Source organism: Pseudooceanicola marinus (assembly GCF_002786295.1).
GTDB classification, from domain to species: domain Bacteria; phylum Pseudomonadota; class Alphaproteobacteria; order Rhodobacterales; family Rhodobacteraceae; genus Pseudooceanicola; species Pseudooceanicola marinus.
Genome location: NZ_PGTC01000018.1, coordinates 463868 through 484215 on the forward strand (window position 1 = coordinate 463868; position 20348 = coordinate 484215).

Below are 20348 nucleotides of genomic sequence, written 5' to 3' on the forward strand. Positions count from 1 at the left end.
GCCTTGAGGCGCTGTTATCAATCGGTCTTTGCGGATCGTGCGGCGTCCTCCAGACCGTCCTCGACCGAGGTCTCGCCCGGGGCGACATCACCTATCCGCATGATTTCCCAGTGTAGCTCTATTCCCCGGCTTTGAAAAACCCTTTTTCGAACCTCCTCGCCGAGCAGCTCCAGATCGCGCGCCGTGGCCTCGCCGGTGTTGATGAGGAAATTCGAGTGCTTCTCGCTCATCTGGGCGCCGCCGATGGCATGGCCGCGCAGGCCGGCCTCGTCGATCAGCTTCCAGGCCTTCAGATCCTGCACGTCGTCCGCGCGCCCGGTGGAAGAAAAGCCCGCCGGGTTGCGGAAGGTCGACCCGGCGGAGCGGTCCTTCACCGGCTGGGTCGCATCCCGCATCGCCAGCTGCTCGGCCATGCGGGCGGCCAGCGCCTCCGGATCGCCCGCGGGCGGCGCGAAGGTGGCCTGGGTGATGACCCAATCGGCGGGCAGATCCGCGTGGCGATAGCTGAGGCTCAGCTCCGCCGCCGTCATCACCCGCGCCTCACCCGCCCGGGTGACCACGCGCACGGCGCGCAGCACGTCAGCCACATAGACGCCGTAGCATCCCGCATTCATCCGCACCGCGCCGCCGATGGAGCCGGGAATCGTCCGCAGGAAGGTCAGGTCCAACCCCGCCTGCGCCCCCTTGCGGGCGATGTTGCTGTCCGGTGCGGCTGCGCCTGCGATCAGCTGACCCTCGGCGATTTCATAGCTGTTGAACCCCTTCCCCAGCCGGATCACCACGCCACGGATCCCACCGTCACGGACGATCAGGTTCGAGCCGACCCCCATGGGAAAGACGGGCACCTCTGGGTCCAGGGCGGCGAGGAAGCTGCAGAGGTCCTCTTCGTCGGCAGGCTGGAACAGCCATTCCGCCGGACCACCCACGCGCAGCCATGTCAGGCGCGACAGAGCCTTGTCGCGGGTCAGGGTGCCCCTGATCTCGATCTCGTCCGGTCGGGCCATGGGGCGGCTGCCTTCTTCTTGCCTGCAGGAAATCCGGGCGCTTTGGGCAAGGCCCCCTGCCCGGTTGCCGCGAGATAGCAGCACCGGAGCGACCGGACAAGCGGTGCGCCCGCCCGTCAGCCGCGCAGCGCCGCGATCAGCCAGCCCAGAAGCGCCCCGCCCGCGCCAAAGACCAGCACCGCCCAGCCCAGCATCAGCAGGATCCCGGGCAGCATCGAGGCATTCATCCCCGGCACGGGCTGGGGAAGCCCGAGGAGTTGCATCGGAAGGATGGTGAAAAGACCGATCCCCGGCAGGGCAAAAGCCAGACCCAGATCATCGTCAAGCGCATAGCGAAAGCAGATCACAGCCACCACAAGACCCGCAACGAGAGGAATACCGAGGAGCAGAAACAAATCCACGCCCCCGCCGCCCTAGTCCAGTCGCGACCGGACCCAGCGACCCAGGTAGACAACCGGCCAGCGCAGGATGGACATGCCCCCCAGCAGAACGATCAGCCCGACGACAGGCCCGTGCTGCATGGTGACGAAACCGAGGATGGGAATGCCGCAGGCGATCAGCAGATAGGCGCGGCTCCAATGATTGTCGCGCGAAGGAACCATCGCCAGGATATTGGCCGCGACGCCCCAGAGGGCTGCCAGAAGAATCGATTCACTCATCGTGCTGCCTCCTTGGGTCTTTTCGGCGGGGCCTTGCCGGTGCGACCCGCCTGGCGACGCACGACCCCGGCCGAATGCACTTTTTCGCGGCCTGTTGCTCTTACGCAATAACTTACCCGCAACACCCTGCATCCACAAGAAAGTTTTTGACTTCGATGACCGCGCAAGCGTCTTTGCAGAAACCGACGGCAGCCGTTCCCGGACCGCCCGCGACAGGGCGGCAGAAAGACGCTCATGCAAATGGTGCCAGGAGGGCCGCGCACGGCGCGGCATTCCGCCGACCCGCCGTCGCGCCCCTTTTCAAAGGTTCCCGCTGCGCCCGCCCCTAGCCGGTCAGGCGTCCGGCCAGACGGTTCGCCCAGGCCGAGATCGTACCGGCGCCGAGACAGACCACCATGTCGCCCGGCTGCGCCTGTTCGCGCACCAGCCGTTCCAGGTCCTCCTCGGAGTCGATGGCCCGCGCGTGGCGGTGTCCGTGACGGATCAGCCCCGCCACCAGGTCATCGCGGGATGCCCCGGGAATCGGGTCCTCTCCGGCGCTGTAGACCTCGGCGATGGCCACCACGTCCGCCTCGTTGAAGCAGGCGCAGAAATCATCGAACAGCGAATGCAGCCGCGAGTAGCGGTGCGGCTGGTGCACGGCGATGACGCGGCCCTCGGTTGCCTGGCGGGCCGCCTTCAACACCGCGGCGATCTCCACCGGATGGTGGCCGTAGTCGTCGATGATGGCGACGCCATTGGCCTCCCCCACCTTGGTAAAGCGACGATTCACCCCCTTGAAAGCGGCCAGAGCCTCGCGGATCTCATCGAGCTTCATGCCGAGATGCCGGGCCACCGCGACGGCAGCCAGGGCGTTGGAAACGTTGTGATCTCCGGGCATCGGCAGGATGCAATTCTCGATCACCTGCCCCTCGGCCTGCAGCGCCACGTCGAAATGCGCCGCGCCCTGCTTGTACGTCAGGTTCACAGCCCGCACGTCCGCCTGGGCGTTGAAGCCATAGGTGGCGACGCGGCGGTCGGTGATCTTGCCGACCAGCGCCTGCACCTCCGGATGGTCGGTGCAGCAGACGGCGATGCCGTAAAAGGGAATGTTGGAGACGAAATCCAGGAAGCCCTGGCGCAGCGTGTCGAAATCGCCCCAGTGATCCATGTGTTCCGGGTCGATGTTGGTCACTATGGCGATGGTCGCGGGCAGGCGGTTGAAGGTGCCGTCGCTTTCATCGGCCTCGACCACCATCCACTCCCCCAGGCCGACGCGCGCGTTGGAGCCATAGGCGTGGATGATGCCGCCGTTGATGACCGTGGGATCGAAATGGCCCGCGTCCAGCAGGGTGGCGACCATGGTGGTGGTGGTCGTCTTGCCATGGGTGCCGGCCACGGCGATGTTCGACTTCAGCCGCATCAGCTCGGCCAGCATCTCGGCCCGGCGCACCACCGGCAGGCCGCGCAGGCGCGCCTCGTCCAGTTCCGGGTTGCCCGGCTTGATGGCCGACGAGATCACGACGACCTGGGCGTTTTCCAGGTTGTCGGCGCTCTGCCCCTCGAAGACATGCGCGCCGAGGCCCTCCAGCCGCTCGGTGATGGGCGAGCGTTTCAGGTCCGACCCCTGCACGGTGTAGCCGTGATTCAGCAGCACTTCAGCGATGCCGGACATGCCGATCCCGCCGATCCCCACGAAATGGATGGGTCCCACGTCTCCGGGCAGTTTGGTGGCGGCATTCATCGGTTCAGTCCTTTTTCGTCGTCGTGGCGCGGGCGGCCAGGTCCTCGACCATGTCGGCAAGGGTCGTGGCGGCTTCGGGCTTGCCCAGCGACAGGGCGGCCCGGGCCATCTGCTCTGCCCCCTGCGGGTGGTCGAGCACAAGCTGGATGTTCTCGGCCAGGGTTTCCGGCGTGAACTTGCTTTCGGGCATGACGATGGCGGCGCCCACCTCGGCCAGGCCGCGGGCGTTGGCGGTCTGTTCGTCGCGGATGGCGATGGCCAGGGGCACCAGGATAGACGGGCGGCCGATCACCGACAGATCCGCGATGGTCGAGGCCCCGGCACGGGTGATGACCAGCTGCGCCTCGGACATGCGGCGGGGCACATCGTGGAAAAAGGGCTCGACCTCGGCATCGACGCCCTGCTCGGCATAGGCCTGCGCCACGCGCTCCATGTCCTCGGGACGGGCCTGCTGGGCCACGCGGATGTTCGCGCGGGAGGCCTCCGGCAGCGCCGCGATGGCGGCGGGCACCACATCGCTGAGGATCCGCGCGCCCTGGCTGCCGCCCATGACCAGCACCGACATCGGGTAGTCACCGGGGGCGATGTAGCCCGCACCGGCGCGGTCGCGGATCGCGGCGCGCACCGGGTTGCCCACGTGCCAGCCTTGAACCCCCTCGGGCAGTTCGGTCGGCCAGGTGCCGCAGGCGATGGCATCGACGCGGGAGGCGAAGACCTGGTTCACCCGGCCCAGCACCCCGTTCTGTTCGTGGATCATGCGCGGTTTTTTCAGCAGGAAGGCCGCGGCCATGGCCGGGATCGCCGGGTAGCCACCGAAGCCCACCACGGCCGCCGGGCGGTCGCGCCACATGCGGAAGGTGGCGCCGACAACCCCGGCAGCGATGCGCAGGGGCACCACCGCCTTGGCCAGCAGCCCGCCGCGGGCGAAGGTGGCCGAAGACAGCTGTTCGACCTCCACTTCCTTCGGGAAACCGCCCGAGTAGCGCGCGCCGCGCGCATCGGTCGACAGTTTCACCCGCCATCCGCGGGCCAGCATTTCCTCGGCCAGGGACTGGGCAGGGAACATATGGCCGCCGGTCCCTCCGGCGGCGATGACAAGGAGAGGCGCATTCAAGTTCATAGTCGTCTTATCGTCCACGGCCCGCCAGAAGATCCACGATCTGGTTCTGGGGGCGGGTTCGGGTAAAGGCCAGCAACATGCCCACGGCGATGCCCCCCGCGATCAGCGAGGAGCCCCCGTAGGACACGAAGGGCAGCGTCATGCCCTTGGCGGGCAGCAGGCGCACGGCGACGCCCATGTTGATCATCGCCTGCACACCGAAGACGGCGGCCAGCCCGGTGCCGGCCAAGCGGATGAAGGGGTCACGTTCCTTCATCAGCCGGCTGAAGCTGCGCAGGACCACCGTGGCGTAAAGCGCGATGATGATCATCACCAGGACCAGACCGTATTCCTCGGCCGCCACGGCAATGATGAAATCGGTATGGGCATCGGGCAGCGACATCTTCACCCGCCCCTCGCCCACGCCGACGCCAAAGAAGCCGCCCTCGCGGATGGCATTGGCGGCGAAGCCAAGCTGGGTGGTCGGATCCACGTCCTGTGCCAGGAAGCCGTCGATGCGACGCGCGAAGTGGTCAGAGCTTTCGTAGGCCACGGTGCCGCCCAGGACGACCAGACCGGCGATCGCCACCAGCAGCAGCATCGGCGCCCCGGCGACGAAATACATCACGCCCCAGCCAAAGAGGATCAGACTGGCCTGGCCGAAGTCGGGTTGCATGATCAGCATCATGACGATGACGCACATCATGGCGAAGGAATAGGCGCGCCCCGGCGGGCCGTTGATCTCCTGCGAGGCGGACATCATCCAGGCGGCCACCACGACGAAGACGGGTTTGAGGAATTCCGAGGGTTGCAGCGAGGCAAAGCCCAGTGAGTACCAGCGCACCGCGCCCTTGCCGAAGTCGGTGCCGAAGACCGGCAGCGCCGCCAAGGCGACGAAGGCCACGGCAAAGCCGATGGTCGCCAGCCGCCTGACCGTCGCCGGTGTCATCATCGAGGTGATGACCATCGCCGACAGGGCCAGACCGCCGAAGAAGGCCTGCCGCTGCACGTAGTAGAACGGCGCCTCGCCGTTGCGTTCGGCCAGGGGTGGCGAGGCCGCGAAGCCCAGCAAAAGCCCTACCCCGAACAACCCCAGCACGCAGGCCAGGGTCAGCTTGTCCACCGTGCGCCACCACTTGGGAACCACCGGTTCGCCATCCCGCACGGGGATGGCGCCATATACCATCTCAGTCATGACGTCCGCTCGATGCCCGGGTTTCCCGGTGCTCTGTTGCCTCATCGGGTCCCTTGGCAGGACCTCTGGCGGAAACTGTAGCGCCTTTCCCCCCCTGAGGCCAGCACCAAAGCTTTCACGGAGGCGTCAGGGGCGGGTCTCCGCCCTTGCAAAACAGGGGCCGCGTGGCGCCGACCCGTGCGGCCCCCTTGCGCCCGCCCCGCTTCTCGCTCAAGAGAACGCTATGGACTTCGACACGATCATCCTCGGCGCCGGCGCGGCCGGCCTGATGTGCGCCGCCCATGCAGGCGGGCGCGTCCTGTTGGTGGATCACGCGAAGCGGCCCGGAGAGAAGATCCGCATCTCAGGCGGCGGACGCTGCAACTTCACCAATACCGACACCGGCCCGGCGAATTTCCTCAGCGAGAACCAGCATTTCTGCAAATCCGCCCTGGCCCGCTATACGCCCTGGGATTTCGTGTCGCTGGTCAGCGAACACGGCATCGCCTGGCACGAAAAGACGTTGGGGCAGCTCTTTTGCGACGATAGCGCGAAACAGATCGTGGCGATGCTGACCGGCCTGTGCGAGGCCGCCGGCGTGCGCCTGGCGCTGGAAACCTCCGTCGAGCGGGTCGATCACGGCCCCGAGGGGTTCACCGTGGCGCTGACGGAGCGCGGCCGCCCGCTGAGCGCACGCGCGCCAAACCTGGTCGTGGCCACGGGGGGCAAGTCGATCCCCAAGATGGGCGCCACCGGGCTGGGCTACGACATCGCGCGCCAGTTCGGCCTGGCCGTCACGGACACGCGCCCTGGGCTGGTGCCCCTGACCTTCCCCGAGGGCCGCTTCGCCGGGCTGTCGGGCCTGTCGCTGCCGGCCCGCGTCACCACCGGCCACGCCTTCGACGAGGCGCTGCTGTTCACCCACCGGGGCCTTTCCGGCCCGTCGATCCTTCAGGCCAGCTCCTACTGGCGCGAGGGTGAGGAGATCGAGGTGAACCTGCTGCCCGGTGCCACGCCCTTCGACACCCTGCGCGCCGCACGCCCCAAGGTCGGGCGCCGCAGCCTAGTGCGCAGCCTCGACATGCTGCTGCCCGCGCGCCTTTCGGACCACCTGGGCGAGGCCTGGGGGTTGTCGGGCAATCTGGCCGACCAGTCGGACCGCGCGCTGCAGGCGCTGTCGGACCGGCTGACGGCCTGGCGCCTCACGCCCTCGGGCAGCGAAGGCTACCGCACCGCCGAGGTGACCCTGGGCGGTGTGGCGACCGACGGGCTGGACAGCAAGACCATGGCGGCCAAGAGCCTGCCCCAGCTCTATTTCATCGGGGAATGCGTTGACGTGACGGGTTGGCTGGGCGGCTACAATTTCCAGTGGGCCTGGGCCAGCGCCATGGCCGCCGCAGGGGCGCTGCGCGCCGGGGACACAGGCGCGGGCTGATACCGCGCCTGCAGCAGGGTCAGCGACGCCCCGCCGGGGGCACCTTGCGCACCGTCGCCTTCAGGGCCTCGGCCATGGCATCGGGTTTGCCGACCAGCGATTGATCGGTGCAGATCGTGCGGGCGATCGCCTCGGCATTGGCATAGTCGTAACCGTAGGCCACCAGATCCTCGACGAAGGTGCCGTCCGGACGATCCCAGATCACCCGCTCCGTGGGGCCGCGATAGCAGCTGAGGTGGATGACCGGCGCGCTTTCGGCCGTGGTCTGGGCGCGGGTGACGGGCTGCGCCTGGGCGGCGCTGGCAAGAAGGATGGCTCCGGCGACACCGGCGGCGAGACGTTTCATGGGACAGACCTTTCCGATAAGACCGCGACAGGCGGCCGCTGCGTCGTCTTCGATGCCGCAACCGCCCGGCTTGCAAGACGAAATTCCGCCCCGGCCGGGCGATCACGAAAACGTCACAGCCCGGCGCAAGGTCCGGTAGACCCCGGCGCGGTCAGCTCCCGGACAACGCGATCACCCGGGCGGCAAAATCCTCGCCCCGCTTCTCGAAGCTGTCGTACTGGTCGAAGCTGGCCGCCGCGGGCGCCAGCAGCACCGTCTCGCCGGGCTGCGCCTCGGCTGCGGCCCGGGCTACGGCGGTGGCCATGTCGGTGCAGACCTCGGCCTCGATGCCCTTCAGCTGCATGGCGAAATCCTCCGCCTCGCGCCCGATCACATAGGCCTTCACCACCTCGCCCGCGGCCTCCAGCAGCGGCTCCAGCCCGCCTTCCTTCTGCAGACCGCCACAGATCCAGCGGATGCGCTTGAAGGCGCTCAGGGCCTGTTTCGCACTGTCGACATTGGTCGCCTTGCTGTCATTGACGAAGGTGACCCCCTTCACCTCCGCGACCCGCTGCGAGCGGTGCGGCAGGCCCTCGAAACTGTGGAAGGCACGTTCGATCACCCGCGGCGCCAGGCCGAGGCTGCGTGCCACCGCATAGGCGGCACAGGCGTTCTGGTGGTTGTGGGCGCCGGGCAGCCCCGTGACCTCGCGCAGGTCGATCGACCCCACCTGACGGCCCTTGCGGTACTCCGACAGGAAGCCCTTGCGGGCGAAGACCAGCCACCCCGGTCCCGTCAGTTTCTGCCCCGAGGAGATCCGGATCACCCGGTCGTCCGCAGCTCCTTCGGACAGCTGCCCGGCGAGGAACAGCCCCTCCGCTTCATCCACGCCAATCACGGCGCGATCCGGCCCGCCCTCGGCGAAGAGGCGTCGCTTGGCGGCGAAATAGCCACCCAGTCCGCCATGACGGTCCAGATGGTCCGGCGACAGGTTGGTGAAGACCCCGATGTCCGGGGTCAGCGCGCGGGCGAGCTCGGTCTGGTAGGAGCTGAGCTCCAGCACCACCACACCGCCGTCCCCCGGGGGCGAGATGTCCAGCACCCCGCGCCCTATGTTGCCGGCCAGCTGCACCTCGCGCCCCGCCTCGGCCAGCACATGGGCAATCAGCGCCGAGGTCGTGGACTTGCCGTTGGACCCGGTGACCGCCACCACCTTGGGCGGGGTGTCGAAGTGCATCCAGTCTCCCTGTCCCAGCGAGCGGAAGAAAAGACCGATGTCATTGTCGACGGGTACGCCGGCGGCCAGGGCATTGGAAATGGCCGGATGCGGGCGCGGGTAGAGATGCGGAATGCCGGGCGAGGTCACCAGACAGGCCAGCCCCTCGCAGGCGCCGGGTTTGGTCAGGTCGCGCAGCGCCAGCCCCTCGGTTTCGGCAATCTCCGCTGCGCGCGGGCCGTCGTCCCAGGCCACCACCTCGGCGCCCCCGGCACGCAGGGCGCGGGCGGCAGCGAGGCCGGAGCGGCCCAGCCCGAGAATGGCCACGGTCTGACCTGAAAACCCATCGACCGGAATCATGCGCGCCTCCTGATTTGCGTCGCGCCGAGACTGACCCCGCCGACGGGGAAGTTGCAAGGCACCCTGCCCGGCCAGGCGCGACGTGGCGCCTGCTATGGCGCTGCGCGCCATGCCTCCGGCGGGAGTATTTCAAACAAGGTGAAGACAGGGGGTGGCGCCCGGATAGGCGCCCCGGGGGGCTGCGCGACGGCAGGACGAACGGGGACGCGCCCCTGCTTCATCTCGTCGAAATACTCACGGGGGCGGAACCCCGGAGACGACGAAGGCGCAAGGAGGGGGCAGGCCCCCTCCCCCCTTGGCCCCTTAGTTCAGGCGCTCACCGCTTTCCGGCGCGAAGTAGGACACTTTCGCCAGATCGAAGGCCAGGTTCAGCGGCGCGCCGGGTTTGGCGGAGGTCTCCGCATGCAGCCGTGCCGTCACCTGCTTGCCACCCAGATGCGACACCACGTAGGTATCCGCCCCCGCCGGCTCGACCATGTCGACCTGGCAAGCGGCCTCCTGCACCTGATCGCCCGAGCGATAGCCGGCCTCGGCGATGTCCTCGGGGCGCAGCCCGAGGATGACATCGGCCGGCAGGTCCAGCGGGCGCGGATCGGCCAGCACCAGCGGCGGTTCCGAGGCGCGGGCGATCTCGATCCGATGGCCGCTGCCGTCCTTTGCGACCTTCGCAGGGATCAGGTTCATCGCCGGGCTGCCCATGAAATCGGCCACGAAAAGGTTCGCGGGGGTGTTGTAGATCTCCGAAGGGGTGCCGATCTGCTGGATCACCCCGCCCTTCATCACCACGATGCGGGTGGCGAGCGTCATCGCCTCGATCTGGTCATGGGTCACATAGACGATCGAGGCACCCAGGGTCTGGTGCAGCTTCTTGATCTCGGTGCGCATCTCCACCCGCAGCTTGGCGTCGAGGTTCGACAGCGGTTCGTCGAAGAGGAAGAGCGCGGGATCGCGCACCAGGGCGCGGCCCATGGCGACCCGCTGCCGCTGCCCGCCCGAGAGCTGCCCCGGCTTGCGGTCCAGCAGCTGCGAGATCTGCAGCAGGTCGGCCACCTCGGCCAGTTTCGCGCTTTGCGTTGCCTGGTCGATGCCGCGCACCTTCATGCCGAAGGTGATGTTCTTGGCCACCGACATGGTCGGGTAGAGCGCATAGCTCTGGAACACCATGGCGATGTTGCGGTCCTTGGGGCTGACGTCGGTCATGTCCTGCCCGGCAATCTCGATCGAGCCGCCGGAGATCGGCTCCAGCCCGGCGATGCAGTTCAGCAGCGTGGACTTGCCGCAGCCCGAGGGGCCGACGAGGACCAGGAAGTCGCCCTGGTCTATCGCCACGTTGATGTCGCGCAGGATCTTGGTCTGACCGTAGGACTTGTCGAGGTTCTTGATGTCGAGGATCGGTGCCATGGGCTTATCCCTTCACGGATCCGGCCGTCAGGCCGCGGATGAAATACTTGCCGGCGACGACATAGACCAGAAGCGTGGGCAGGGCCGCGAGGATCGCGGCGGCCATGTCCACGTTATAGGCCTTCACGCCGGTGGTGGAGTTGACGATGTTGTTCAGGGCCACGGTCACCGGCTGGGTGCCGGCCGAGCTGAAGGAGACGCCGAAGAGGAAGTCGTTCCAGATCTGGGTGAACTGCCAGATCACCGAGACGACGAAGATCGGCAGCGACAGCGGCAGGAAGATCGACCAGAAGATGCGGAAGAACCCCGCCCCGTCGATCTTGGCCGCCCGCACCAGCTCCTGCGGGATCGTCACGTAGTAGTTGCGGAAAAAGAGCGTGGTGAAGCCGATGCCGTAGACCGTGTGCACCAGGATCAACCCCGGGATGGTGCCCGCCAGCCCGAGAATGCCCAGCATCCGCGCCATGGGCAGCAGCACCACCTGGAAGGGGATGAAGCAGCCGAAGAGCAGGGCTGCGAACAGCAGGTTGGCGCCGCGGAACCGCCATTGGGCGAAGACATAGCCGTTCAGCGCCCCGATGATGGTGGAGATCGCCACGCCGGGCACCGCGATCAGGACAGAGTTCCACAGGTAGGGCTTCAGCCCCTCGCACTGGATGCCGGTGCAGGCAGACCCCCAGGCGGTCTTCCACGCCTCGAAGGTCACATCGCGCGGCAGGGCCACCAGCGATCCGGTGCGGATCTCGTCCAGCGATTTCAGCGAGGTGGTGACCATCACGAAAAGCGGCATCAGGAACCACAGGGCGAAGAGGCCCAGCAGAAGGTAAAGCGTCCAGCGCAGGGCGACGCGGCCCAGGCGCGAGGCCGTGCTGCGCTGGCCCGCGCGGGGGGAGACGTAAGCGAGGTCAGTCATGTTTCGCCCTCAGCTCGGAATAGAGGTAGGGGACCACAATGGCGAAGACGACGGCCATCATCACCATGGCGGAGCTGGCCGCCTGGCCCAGGTTCCCGCGCGAAAACGCCATGGCGTACATGTAGGTCGCGGGCAGGTCGGTGGCGTAGCCCGGACCGCCACCCGTAAGGGCGATGACCAGATCGAAGCTCTTGATCGCCAGGTGCGACAGCACGATGAAGGCCGACAGGAAAACAGGCGCCATCGAGGGGATGATGATCGCCGTGTAGATCCGCCAGTGCGGGATGCCGTCGACCTGCGCGGCCTTGATGATCTCACCATCGACGGAGCGCAGCCCGGCGAGGAACAGCGCCATGACGAAGCCCGCCGATTGCCAGACACCCGCCAGGACGATCGTGTAGATCGCCATGTTCGGGTCGATCAGCCAGTTGAAGGTGAAACTCTCGAAGCCCCAGCCCCGCACCATGGCCTCCAGCCCCAGACCGGGGTTCAGGATCCATTTCCAGGCGGTGCCGGTGACGATCATCGAAAGCGCCATCGGATAGAGGTAGACGGTGCGGATCGCCCCTTCGACACGGATGCGCTGATCCAGCAGGATCGCCAGCATCAGGCCGAGCGCCATGGAGATCACGATGAACAGGATGCCGTAGATGGCAAGGTTCGTCATCGCCGTGTCCCAGCGGGGGGTGGAGAAGAGTTTCACGTACTGGCCGAAGCCCTCGAACTCGTAGCGGGGCATCAGGCGTGATTGGGTCAGCGAAACCCAGGCCGTCCAGGCGATGAAGCCGTAGACGAACAGCAGGATGGCCACGAAGCTGGGCGCCAGGACCAGCTTCGGCACATGATTTTCAAGCCATTTGGTCATGGGGTGTCCGGATAGAGGCGGACGCGCGGGGCGTCCGGGCGGAAAGAAGGAAGCGGGGAGAGAAAGCGCCGCCCGGCGCGGGGCCGGGCGGCGTGGGTCCGTGGTGCGGATCACATCGCGTTGGCGACGGCATCCACCAGCATCTCGACGGCCTCGTCGGAGGACATCTCGGAGTTGAAGTGCGCGGTCACCACGTCGGTGATGGCGCCGGCGGGTTCCCCGCGCAGGGCCATGCCATGGGCGTAGGAAGGCAGCAGCGTGCCGGCCTCGGCGTCCGCGGCCATGTCCTCGGCCGACAGGTGGGCGCACATGTCGAAGGCATCGAGCGACACGTCGGACCGCACCGGGATCGAGCCCTTGTTGAGGTTGAAGGTCTCCTGGAAGGAGGGGCCGACGATCAGCTCGGCCAGCAGGTTCTGACCTGCCACCTTATCCTCGTCACCGCCCACGTCGAACATGGCAAAGCTGTCGACGTTGTAGAGGAAACCATCACCCGGCGTCGCGGCGCAGGTGAAATCCTCACCCGGCACCTTGCCGGCGGCCAGGAACTCGCCCTTGGCCCAGTCGCCCATGATCTGGAAGGCCGCCTCGCCGTTCATCACCATGGCCGTGGCCAGGTTCCAGTCGCGGCCCGAGAAGTTGTCGTCGACATAGCCGCGAATGGTGCGCATCTGGTCGAAGACCTGCACCATCGTGTCGGAGCCGAGCGCCTCGGGGTCCAGCTCCACCAGCGCCTGCTGGTAGAAGTCGGCGCCCATGCCCAGGACCACGGTCTCGAAGATCGTGGCGTCCTGCCAGGCCTGACCGCCGTGGGCCAGCGGCGTGATGCCCGCTTCCTGCAACTTCTCCGCGGCGGCGTTGAACTCCTCCCAGGTCGTCGGCATCTCGATGCCGTTGGCTTCCAGGATCTCGGTGTTGCCCCACATCCAGTTGACGCGGTGTACGTTCACCGGCGCGGCGCACCAATTGCCGTCGCATTTCATATGCGCGGCCAGCTGCTCGGGCAGCACGTCGGCCCAGCCCTGTTCCTCGGCCACGTCCGAGATGTCGGCCAGAACGCCTTCCTCGTACCACTCCTGGATCGCCGGGCCCTTCAGCTGCACGGCGGTCGGGGCGTTGCCCGACAGGACGCGGGCACGCAGGGCGGTCATCGCGGCGTCGCCGCCGCCGCCCGCCACGGGCATGTCGGTCCAGGTGCCGCCGCGCTCGGCGAACTCTTCTTGTAGCACTGCCACGGATTTCGCCTCGCCGCCGGAGGTCCACCAGTGCAGCACCTCTGCCTGGGGTTCGGCCAGCGCGGGCAGCGCGAAGCAGGTGACGGCGGCGGAGGCCGCCAGAACGGATGTCGTCTTCATAGGAATGTCCTCCCTTGAACATTTCTCCCGCACCCCTCCCGGCGCGGTGATGGGGCAGTCTTTCCGTGCAGCAGGGCCTTTGACAAGTCCGACAAAGGGGCTGACCCCGGGGGAAGGGGCAGATTTTCCGCCCGTCTGTTACAGGCTGTTACGAAAGGGAAAATTGCCGCGATGCAGCGCGGATCGCGGCGATTGCTCCGTCCCGCGCCAACCACTAGTCTTCGCGGGTGAAAAAGGGAGACCCCATGACCATTGCCCGCCTGCTGGTTGTCGACGACGATGCCGAGATGCGCGAGATGCTGACGGAGTATCTGCGCGCCTCGGGCTTCTTCGTCAACGGCGCCGCGACCGGGGCCGAGATCGACGCGGCCCTGAGCGCGGGGCGGATCGACCTGATCCTGCTGGACGTGATGCTGGGCGATGAAAGCGGGGTCGAAATCTGTGCCAGCCTGCGCGCCGATCATGACATGCCGATCATCCTGGTCTCCGCCCTCTCGGCCGATCACCAGCGCATGGCGGGCTACGAGGTGGGCGCGGACGACTATATCGCCAAGCCCTTCAACCCCGACCTGCTGCTGGCGCGGGTGCGCGCCGTCCTCAAGCGTGCCCGGCGCACGCCCTCGCTGGTCTACCGCCGCGCCTCCGACCGGTTCGAGTTCGCCGGCTGGACCTATGACGGCAAGCGCGATGAGGTGACCTCCCCCGCCGGGTTCCAGGTCGCCCTGTCTCGTCGCGAGACGGAGCTTCTGAAGGTGATGCTGGCCAACCCGCGCATCCCCCTCACCCGGGAGGAGATCGCCGCCGCACTCGGCGCCGAGGAAGAAGGTTCGGGCCGGGCCATCGACGTCCTCATGGGCCGGCTGCGCGGCAAGATCGAGCGGGACCCGAAGGCACCGGCGATCCTGAAGACGGTGCGCGGCACCGGCTATGTCCTGGCCAGCGACGTGGAGAGGGGCGCGGCTTGACCCTGCCCTGGCGCCCCGGCCTGCGCGGGATCGGCACGATCTGGGTCCTCGTGGCCTTCGCGGCAGGCGTTGCGGCCACCGCCCTGTGGATGGGATCGCGCGACGCCTGGGCCCAACATCTGGGCCGGGCGCAGATCGCCGGCGTCACCCTCTATGACAGCCTGACCCGGGGCTCGACCCCGCCCGCAGACCTGGTGATGACCCCGCTGGCCCGCGACGACCAGGCGCGGGCCGAGGCCGGGGATTTCGCCCGGCTCGATGGCGTGCCGGTGCCAGCCCAGGTCACCCGCGCCTCGATCCGCGACAGCACGGCGGAGGACTTCGGCAGCCCCGTCCTGCGGCTGGCCATCGTGTCCGACGGGCTGCGCTACGAGGTCGCCCGGCTGGAGGGCGGCGCGCGCACCGCCCCCGAAAAGCTGGGCCAGGTCACCCGGCTGATGGCCAGCTACTGCAACGACCCGGTGCTCTTTGCCCGCGCGGGCGAGGCGCCTTGGATGCGGATCGACGGGGCCGCCGTCTGGGGCTGCGCCGCCGCGCCGGGGGATTACCGGCTGGGCGCGCTGCTGTTGGCGCTGATCGCCCTCGCCGTGCTGTGGACACGGGTGACAGAGGTGGCCGCGCGCTTCTCCGGCTTCGCCCGCGCCCTGGGCCGGCGGCGTGTGGCGGGCGGGCCGGAACGCTACTCCGCCGATGGCCCGGCCGAGCTGGCGGAGCTGGTGGAGGCGGTCAACGATCATCTGGCGGATGAACGCGCCCGCCTCGCCCGGCGGGCGGAAATCCTGTCGGGGGTCAGTCACGACCTGGGCACCCCGGCCACCCGGCTGCGCCTGCGCGCGCGCCTGATCGCCGACGACGCCCTGCGGGGCAAGTTCGAGCATGACATCGACCGGATGACAGGGATGATCGACAGCGTGCTGTCCTACACCCGCTCCGAGATGTCGGCGGAGGCCCCGCGTGAGCTGTCGCTCAGTTCCCTGCTGGAGGCGCTGGTGGATGACTATCGCGACATGGGCAGCCCGGTGCGGCTGCGCGCGTCGGTGCCCGCGCGGATCGCGGCGCAGGGCACGCTCTTTGCCCCAAGGGGCGGCGCCCGGGCCGGCGCCCTGCCTGGCCCCGGCGCGGGCCCGGTGCTGGTCACCGCCCGCCCCGTGGCCCTGGGCCGCGCCATAGGCAACCTGATCGACAACGCCCTGAAATACGGTCGTCACGCCGAGGTCGCGCTGGAGGTTGCCGCCGACCGCGTGGCGATTCTGGTGGAGGATGCGGGCCAGGGGATGGACGCCCGCGCGGTCGAGGCCATGATGCGCCCCTTCCGGCGTGGCGAGAACGCCGCGACGACCGAGGGGTTCGGCCTGGGCCTGACCATCGTGCAGGCGGTGGCCGAACAGCACGGCGGCAGCCTGTCCTTCCAGGATGGCGCCCACGGCCTCATCGCGCGGCTGGAGCTTGCCCGCCGCTAGGCGGCCTGCCCCGGGGTCACGCCCCGCCGCCGCCCTTTCGACGTGAGTATTTGGAACAAGGTGAAGACAGGATGGCGGCGCCAGCCAGGCGCCCGCGCTCGCCTGCCCCGAGGTGGCACCGGCCCGGCCCGAAGGGCGGTCGCCTCCCCGGCGCTGTCCCGCCCCTTCTCTTTGCCGGCAATATCCCGGGGGAAATTGAGCCCGGCACGGCCTCAAGGCGGGCAAAGACCCCGCCCCACCGGGCCAGGGCGCCGTTCAGCGCAGTTTCAGCGTGGCCAGACCGATGATCGCGAGGATCAGCGAGATGATCCAGAAGCGGATCACGATGGTCGGCTCCGCCCAGCCCTTCTTCTCGTAGTGGTGGTGGATCGGGGCCATCAAGAAGACGCGCTTGCCCGTCCGCTTGAAGTAGAGGACCTGGATGATCACCGACAGCGCCTCGACCACGAAGAGGCCGCCAACGATGCCCAGCACGATCTCGTGCTTGGTGGCCACGGCGATGGCGCCAAGCGCGCCGCCAAGCGCCAGGGACCCGGTGTCGCCCATGAAGACCGCCGCCGGCGGGGCGTTGTACCACAGAAAGCCCAGGCCGCCGCCCATCAGGCCCGCGACGAAGATCACGATCTCCCCCGTGCCCGGCACATAGTGCAGGCCGAGGTAGTCGGTGAAGGTGGTGTTGCCGACGAAATAGGCGATCACCCCGAGTGCGGCGGAGGCGATCATCACCGGCATGATCGCCAGCCCGTCCAGCCCGTCGGTCAGGTTCACCGCATTGGCCGCGCCGACGATCACAAACATGGCGAAGGGCACGAAGAAGACACCGAGGTGCAGCAGCACGTCCTTGAAGATCGGGAAGGCCAGGGCGAACTGCATGTCCTCGGGATGGAACCAGGAGGCCCAGAGCGAGGCCACCAGGGCGATCAGGAACCCGAGCAGCAGGCGCATCCGCGCCGAGACCCCGGCGGTATTCTGCTTCGACACCTTGGCGTAGTCATCGGCAAAGCCGATGGCCCCGAAGGACAGGGTCACGAAGAGGACCAGCCAGACGTAGGGGTTGTCCCACCGTGCCCAGAAGAGCGTCGCCGTGGTCAGTGCGCCGACGATCAGCAGCCCGCCCATGGTCGGCGTGCCGGCCTTCGACAGGTGCCCCTCCGGCCCGTCAGACCGGATCGGCTGGCCCTTTCCCTGGCTGCGGCGCAACACGTTGATCAGGCGCGGCCCGAAAAAGAAGCCGAAGAAAAGTGCCGTGAGAAAGGCCCCGCCCGCGCGGAAGGTGATGTAGCGGAAGAGGTTGAACACGTCACCGCCATCGGACAGGGCGGTCAGCCAGTAAAGCATCTGGGAAGGGTCCTTTCGGGCGTATACGGGGGCGGAGCGAGCCGCCGGGTCGGGCGGGGCCTCACTCGTCGGCGGGATGGCTCAGTTTGCGCAGGGCGTCAACCACGGTCGAGACTTTCGACCCCTTGGAGCCCTTGATGAGCACGACATCGCCCGCATCCACCAACCGCAGCGCGTTCGCCGCCAGGGGTTTGGCTGTCTCGCAGAAGCGGCCCCGCTGATGCAGGGGCAGCGCATCGTAGAAGGGTTTCATCCGGGTGCCGACGCAATGGACCAGATCGACCCGTTCCAGCGCCGGGTGCTCGGCCAGGGCACGGTGCATTTCCATCTCCTGCGCGCCCAGCTCCAGCATCTCGCCCAGCACGGCGATCCGGCGTCCCTGGGCATGGCGGCCCAGGTTATCGCGCGGACGCGAGGCGGCCAGCACGTCCAGCGCCGCCCCCATGGAGGCCGGGTTGGCGTTGAAGGCGTCGTCGATCAGCTCGAAGGACAGAGCGCGGTCCAGCGGGTCGAGGATGCGCCACTGGCGCAGGCCGCGGCCCGGCGGCGGCACCCAGCGACCAAGCGCGGCCAGCGCCAGCGCCCGGTCGAGGCCCAGCACATGCGACACCGCCAGCACGGCCAGCGCGTTCAGCGCGAAATGCCGCCCCGCCGCCTGTACCTTCCAGGTGACCGGCGTGCGCCAGGCCCGCGCCTCGCAGACCAGGCAATCTTCGGCCAGGGTGACCTGCATCAGCCGGTGGTGACAGTTGCGGCTTTCGCCGAAGCGCAGCACCTTGGCCTTCTGGGCCCGCGCCGCCGCCACCAGGATCGGCGTCGTGTCCAGATCCCCGTTCAGCACCGCCACCCCGCCGGGTTCCAGCCCCTCGACGATGGTGGCCTTTTCGCGTGCGATGCCCTCAATGTTGTCGAAGGCCTCCAGGTGCGCGGCGACGACGGTGGTCACCACCGCCACATGCGGCCGCGCCAGCCGGGTCAGGGGCGCAATCTCTCCGGGGTGGTTCATGCCGATCTCGATCACCCCCAGGTCGGTGTCGCGCGGCATCCGCGCCAGGGTCAGGGGCACGCCCCAGTGGTTATTGTAGCTGGCCTCGGCGGCGTGGGTCTTGCGCTGCGCGGCGAAGACCTCGCGCAGCATTTCCTTGGTGGAGGTCTTGCCGGCCGAGCCGGTCACCGCCACCACGCGGCCTGTCATCCGGGCACGGGCGGCACGGGCCAGGCCCTCCAGCCCCTCCAGCACGTTGTCGACGATCAGCAGCGGCGCATCGGGGGCCACGCCCTCGGGCACATGGGTCACCAAGGCAGCCGCGGCGCCCTTCTCCAGCGCCTGGGCCACGAACTCATGCCCGTCGCGCGCCGCCGACAGAGCCACGAAGAGGTCGCCGGGCACCAGTGTGCGGGTGTCGATGGAGACGCCCGAGGCGCTCCAGTCGCCGCGCGCCTCACCGCCCGTGGCGCGGGCGGCCTCGGCGGCGGGCCACAGATCCGTGCTCATGCCAGCCTCCCGTCGAGGGCGGCGACGGCCACCGAGGCCTGTTCCACATCATCGAAGGGATAGACCGTGTCGCCCACGATCTGGCCGGTCTCATGCCCCTTGCCCGCGATCAGCAGCGCGTCGCCGGGGCCTAGCGCGTCGATGGCGCGCAGGATCGCCTCGGCCCGGTCGCCGACCTCGATCGCCTCGGGGCAGCCCATCAGGACCGCCTGACGGATCGCCGCCGGGTCCTCGGAGCGGGGGTTGTCGTCGGTGACGAAGACCAGGTCGGCGTTTTCCGCCGCGGCCTCCCCCATCAGGGGGCGCTTGGTGCGGTCACGGTCTCCGCCGGCGCCGACGATGCACAGGATGCGGCCCATCACATGCGGGCGCAGCGCCTTCAGCGCGGTGGCCACGGCATCGGGCGTATGGGCGTAATCGACGAAGACCGCCGCGCCGTTGTCGCGGGTGGCGGCCAGCTGCATCCGGCCGCGCACGCCCTTGAGATGCGGCAGCACGCCGAAAACCTCGTCCGGGGTTTCCCCGGTCAGCAGGGCAAGGCCCGCCGCCAGCATGACGTTTTCCCCCTGGAAGCCGCCGATCAGATCCAGCGGCACCTGGTATTCCTGCCCGTTGAACCCGACGCGCAGGATCTGCCCGTGGGGGGTGAAGCGGCGCGCGATCAGGCGCATCTCGGCCTCTGCCGACTCGCCCACGGTCAGCACGTCCAGCCCGTGCTCCTCCGCCCGGGTCGCCATCGTCGTGCCCCGCGCGCCGTCGAGGTTGATGACCGCGTGGCCCTCAGGCGCCAGGACGCGGGTGAAGAGAGAGGCCTTGGCCTCGAAATAGTCGTTGAAGCTGGCGTGGTAGTCGAGGTGATCCTGCGTCAGGTTGGTAAACCCGCCGGCGGCCAGCACCACGCCGTCCAGCCGCCGCTGCGCCAGCCCGTGGGAGGAAGCCTCCATCGCGCAATGGGTCACGCCGGCATGCGCCGCCTCGGCCAGGACCCGGTGCAGGGTGATCGGCTCGGGCGTGGTATGGGCCAGCGCATGGGTGAAATCCCCCTCGACCCCGGTGGTGCCGAGGTTGATCGCCGTATGGCCCAAGGCCTGCCAGATCTGCCGCAGAAAGGTCGCCACGGAGGTCTTGCCGTTGGTGCCGGTGACAGCGGCCATGATGCGCGGCTGCACGCCGAACCACAGCGCGGCGGCACAGGCCAGCGCCTGGCGCGGATCCTCGGCCACCACCAGCGCGGCGTCGGAGCCGGTCAGCACCTCGGTAGCGATGCGCGCGCCCTCCGCATCTGTCAGGATCGCCGCGGCGCCCTGGGTCAGGGCGGTGGCGATGAATTCGGCCCCGTGAATGCGGGTGCCCGGCATGGCGGCGAAGAGAAAGCCCGGGGCCACCTCGCGGCTGTCGACGGCCAGTCCGGTGACCTGCACCTCGCGGCCCGCACGGGCCGTCAGCCCCAGTTCCGCCAGGCTCTTGGCCCGTGCGCCGCCTCCGTTCGCCCTGCCCTGTTCGTCGGTCATTCGCGTCGCCTTTCCGGGCCCCCGCCCACGCTGTGCGCTGTCTCCACCCC

At 68.5% G+C, this 20348-nt stretch carries 18 protein-coding genes; 3 read left to right on the forward strand and 15 right to left on the reverse strand.

The window, feature by feature from the left end:
- Positions 1-17 precede the first annotated feature (17 nt).
- The 6 genes from murB to ftsW all read right to left on the reverse strand — a co-directional run bounded on the left by murB (position 18) and on the right by ftsW (position 5680).
- Positions 18-1004 carry a UDP-N-acetylmuramate dehydrogenase gene (murB, locus tag CVM50_RS16230; RefSeq protein WP_085888477.1) on the reverse strand — a complete coding sequence of 329 codons (987 nt, stop codon included), beginning with the start codon at positions 1002-1004 and terminating at the stop codon, positions 18-20.
- Positions 1005-1120: 116 nt separating this feature from the next.
- Positions 1121-1357 (reverse strand): hypothetical protein, encoded by a 237-nt coding sequence (locus CVM50_RS16235; RefSeq protein ID WP_085888478.1) that lies wholly within the window; start codon positions 1355-1357, stop codon positions 1121-1123.
- 60 nt (positions 1358-1417) lie between these two features.
- Positions 1418-1663, reverse strand: coding sequence for a DUF2484 family protein (locus tag CVM50_RS16240; RefSeq protein WP_085888479.1), 246 nt, complete (start codon positions 1661-1663; stop codon positions 1418-1420).
- 325 nt (positions 1664-1988) lie between these two features.
- A complete protein-coding gene (gene murC / locus CVM50_RS16245; protein WP_085888480.1) occupies positions 1989-3386 on the reverse strand; it encodes a UDP-N-acetylmuramate--L-alanine ligase in 1398 nt (465 codons plus the stop codon).
- A gap of 4 nt (positions 3387-3390) precedes the next feature.
- The gene (murG, locus tag CVM50_RS16250) at positions 3391-4506 is read right to left on the reverse strand and encodes an undecaprenyldiphospho-muramoylpentapeptide beta-N-acetylglucosaminyltransferase (protein ID WP_198431917.1); all 1116 of its coding nucleotides are present in this window, start codon (positions 4504-4506) and stop codon (positions 3391-3393) included.
- Positions 4507-4513: 7 nt separating this feature from the next.
- The gene (ftsW, locus tag CVM50_RS16255; protein ID WP_085888481.1) at positions 4514-5680 is read right to left on the reverse strand and encodes a putative lipid II flippase FtsW; all 1167 of its coding nucleotides are present in this window, start codon (positions 5678-5680) and stop codon (positions 4514-4516) included.
- A 223-nt stretch (positions 5681-5903) separates the two neighbouring features.
- On the opposite strand from ftsW, the gene CVM50_RS16260 reads away from it, so the two are divergent.
- Positions 5904-7094 carry a BaiN/RdsA family NAD(P)/FAD-dependent oxidoreductase gene (locus tag CVM50_RS16260; RefSeq protein WP_085888482.1) on the forward strand — a complete coding sequence of 397 codons (1191 nt, stop codon included), beginning with the start codon at positions 5904-5906 and terminating at the stop codon, positions 7092-7094.
- Positions 7095-7113: 19 nt separating this feature from the next.
- Here the strand turns inward: CVM50_RS16260 and CVM50_RS16265 are convergent, their stop codons facing one another.
- The 6 genes from CVM50_RS16265 to CVM50_RS16290 form a co-directional block, all read right to left on the reverse strand.
- The gene (locus tag CVM50_RS16265; protein WP_085888483.1) at positions 7114-7440 is read right to left on the reverse strand and encodes a hypothetical protein; all 327 of its coding nucleotides are present in this window, start codon (positions 7438-7440) and stop codon (positions 7114-7116) included.
- 151 nt (positions 7441-7591) lie between these two features.
- The gene (gene murD, locus CVM50_RS16270; protein ID WP_143515613.1) at positions 7592-9106 is read right to left on the reverse strand and encodes a UDP-N-acetylmuramoyl-L-alanine--D-glutamate ligase; all 1515 of its coding nucleotides are present in this window, start codon (positions 9104-9106) and stop codon (positions 7592-7594) included.
- 192 nt (positions 9107-9298) lie between these two features.
- Positions 9299-10396, reverse strand: coding sequence for an ABC transporter ATP-binding protein (locus CVM50_RS16275; protein ID WP_085888485.1), 1098 nt, complete (start codon positions 10394-10396; stop codon positions 9299-9301).
- A gap of 4 nt (positions 10397-10400) precedes the next feature.
- Positions 10401-11309 (reverse strand): carbohydrate ABC transporter permease, encoded by a 909-nt coding sequence (locus CVM50_RS16280; protein ID WP_085888486.1) that lies wholly within the window; start codon positions 11307-11309, stop codon positions 10401-10403.
- On the reverse strand, positions 11302-12174 hold the full coding sequence (locus CVM50_RS16285; RefSeq protein ID WP_085888487.1) for a carbohydrate ABC transporter permease: 873 nt from the start codon (positions 12172-12174) through the stop codon (positions 11302-11304). The genes CVM50_RS16280 and CVM50_RS16285 overlap by 8 nt, the downstream gene beginning before the upstream one ends.
- Positions 12175-12284: 110 nt before the next feature.
- Positions 12285-13529, reverse strand: a complete 1245-nt coding sequence (locus tag CVM50_RS16290) for an ABC transporter substrate-binding protein (protein WP_085888488.1) — start codon at positions 13527-13529, stop codon at positions 12285-12287.
- 245 nt (positions 13530-13774) lie between these two features.
- On the opposite strand from CVM50_RS16290, the gene CVM50_RS16295 reads away from it, so the two are divergent.
- Both CVM50_RS16295 and CVM50_RS16300 read left to right on the forward strand, forming a co-directional pair.
- A complete protein-coding gene (locus CVM50_RS16295; protein WP_085888489.1) occupies positions 13775-14494 on the forward strand; it encodes a response regulator transcription factor in 720 nt (239 codons plus the stop codon).
- A complete protein-coding gene (locus CVM50_RS16300; protein WP_232618270.1) occupies positions 14491-15954 on the forward strand; it encodes a sensor histidine kinase in 1464 nt (487 codons plus the stop codon). Before CVM50_RS16295 ends, CVM50_RS16300 begins: the two co-directional genes overlap by 4 nt.
- 255 nt (positions 15955-16209) lie before the next feature.
- On the opposite strand, the gene mraY is transcribed toward CVM50_RS16300, so the two are convergent.
- The 3 genes from mraY to CVM50_RS16315 form a co-directional block, all read right to left on the reverse strand.
- A complete protein-coding gene (gene mraY, locus CVM50_RS16305; protein ID WP_085888490.1) occupies positions 16210-17292 on the reverse strand; it encodes a phospho-N-acetylmuramoyl-pentapeptide-transferase in 1083 nt (360 codons plus the stop codon).
- Between the two features lie 61 nt (positions 17293-17353).
- Positions 17354-18787, reverse strand: a complete 1434-nt coding sequence (locus CVM50_RS16310) for a UDP-N-acetylmuramoyl-tripeptide--D-alanyl-D-alanine ligase (protein WP_085888491.1) — start codon at positions 18785-18787, stop codon at positions 17354-17356.
- Positions 18784-20298, reverse strand: a complete 1515-nt coding sequence (locus CVM50_RS16315; protein ID WP_085888492.1) for a UDP-N-acetylmuramoyl-L-alanyl-D-glutamate--2,6-diaminopimelate ligase — start codon at positions 20296-20298, stop codon at positions 18784-18786. Before CVM50_RS16315 ends, CVM50_RS16310 begins: the two co-directional genes overlap by 4 nt.
- Positions 20299-20348: the final 50 nt, after the last annotated feature.

Bases quoted from the DNA above. Each gene is read 5' to 3' on its own strand.
- CVM50_RS16285 (WP_085888487.1), bottom strand. From the start codon at position 12,174: ATGACCAAATGGCTTGAAAATCATGTGCCGAAGCTGGTCCTGGCGCCC.
- murC (WP_085888480.1), bottom strand. From the start codon at position 3,386: ATGAATGCCGCCACCAAACTGCCCGGAGACGTGGGACCCATCCATTTC.
- CVM50_RS16315 (WP_085888492.1), bottom strand. From the start codon at position 20,298: ATGACCGACGAACAGGGCAGGGCGAACGGAGGCGGCGCACGGGCCAAG.
- CVM50_RS16280 (WP_085888486.1), bottom strand. From the start codon at position 11,309: ATGACTGACCTCGCTTACGTCTCCCCCCGCGCGGGCCAGCGCAGCACG.
- CVM50_RS16260 (WP_085888482.1), top strand. From the start codon at position 5,904: ATGGACTTCGACACGATCATCCTCGGCGCCGGCGCGGCCGGCCTGATG.
- murD (WP_143515613.1), bottom strand. From the start codon at position 9,106: ATGGCGCGCAGCGCCATAGCAGGCGCCACGTCGCGCCTGGCCGGGCAG.
- murG (WP_198431917.1), bottom strand. From the start codon at position 4,506: ATGAACTTGAATGCGCCTCTCCTTGTCATCGCCGCCGGAGGGACCGGC.
- CVM50_RS16240 (WP_085888479.1), bottom strand. From the start codon at position 1,663: ATGAGTGAATCGATTCTTCTGGCAGCCCTCTGGGGCGTCGCGGCCAAT.
- mraY (WP_085888490.1), bottom strand. From the start codon at position 17,292: ATGCTTTACTGGCTGACCGCCCTGTCCGATGGCGGTGACGTGTTCAAC.
- CVM50_RS16310 (WP_085888491.1), bottom strand. From the start codon at position 18,787: ATGAGCACGGATCTGTGGCCCGCCGCCGAGGCCGCCCGCGCCACGGGC.
- murB (WP_085888477.1), bottom strand. From the start codon at position 1,004: ATGGCCCGACCGGACGAGATCGAGATCAGGGGCACCCTGACCCGCGAC.
- ftsW (WP_085888481.1), bottom strand. From the start codon at position 5,680: ATGACTGAGATGGTATATGGCGCCATCCCCGTGCGGGATGGCGAACCG.
- CVM50_RS16295 (WP_085888489.1), top strand. From the start codon at position 13,775: ATGACCATTGCCCGCCTGCTGGTTGTCGACGACGATGCCGAGATGCGC.
- CVM50_RS16265 (WP_085888483.1), bottom strand. From the start codon at position 7,440: ATGAAACGTCTCGCCGCCGGTGTCGCCGGAGCCATCCTTCTTGCCAGC.
- CVM50_RS16290 (WP_085888488.1), bottom strand. From the start codon at position 13,529: ATGAAGACGACATCCGTTCTGGCGGCCTCCGCCGCCGTCACCTGCTTC.
- CVM50_RS16275 (WP_085888485.1), bottom strand. From the start codon at position 10,396: ATGGCACCGATCCTCGACATCAAGAACCTCGACAAGTCCTACGGTCAG.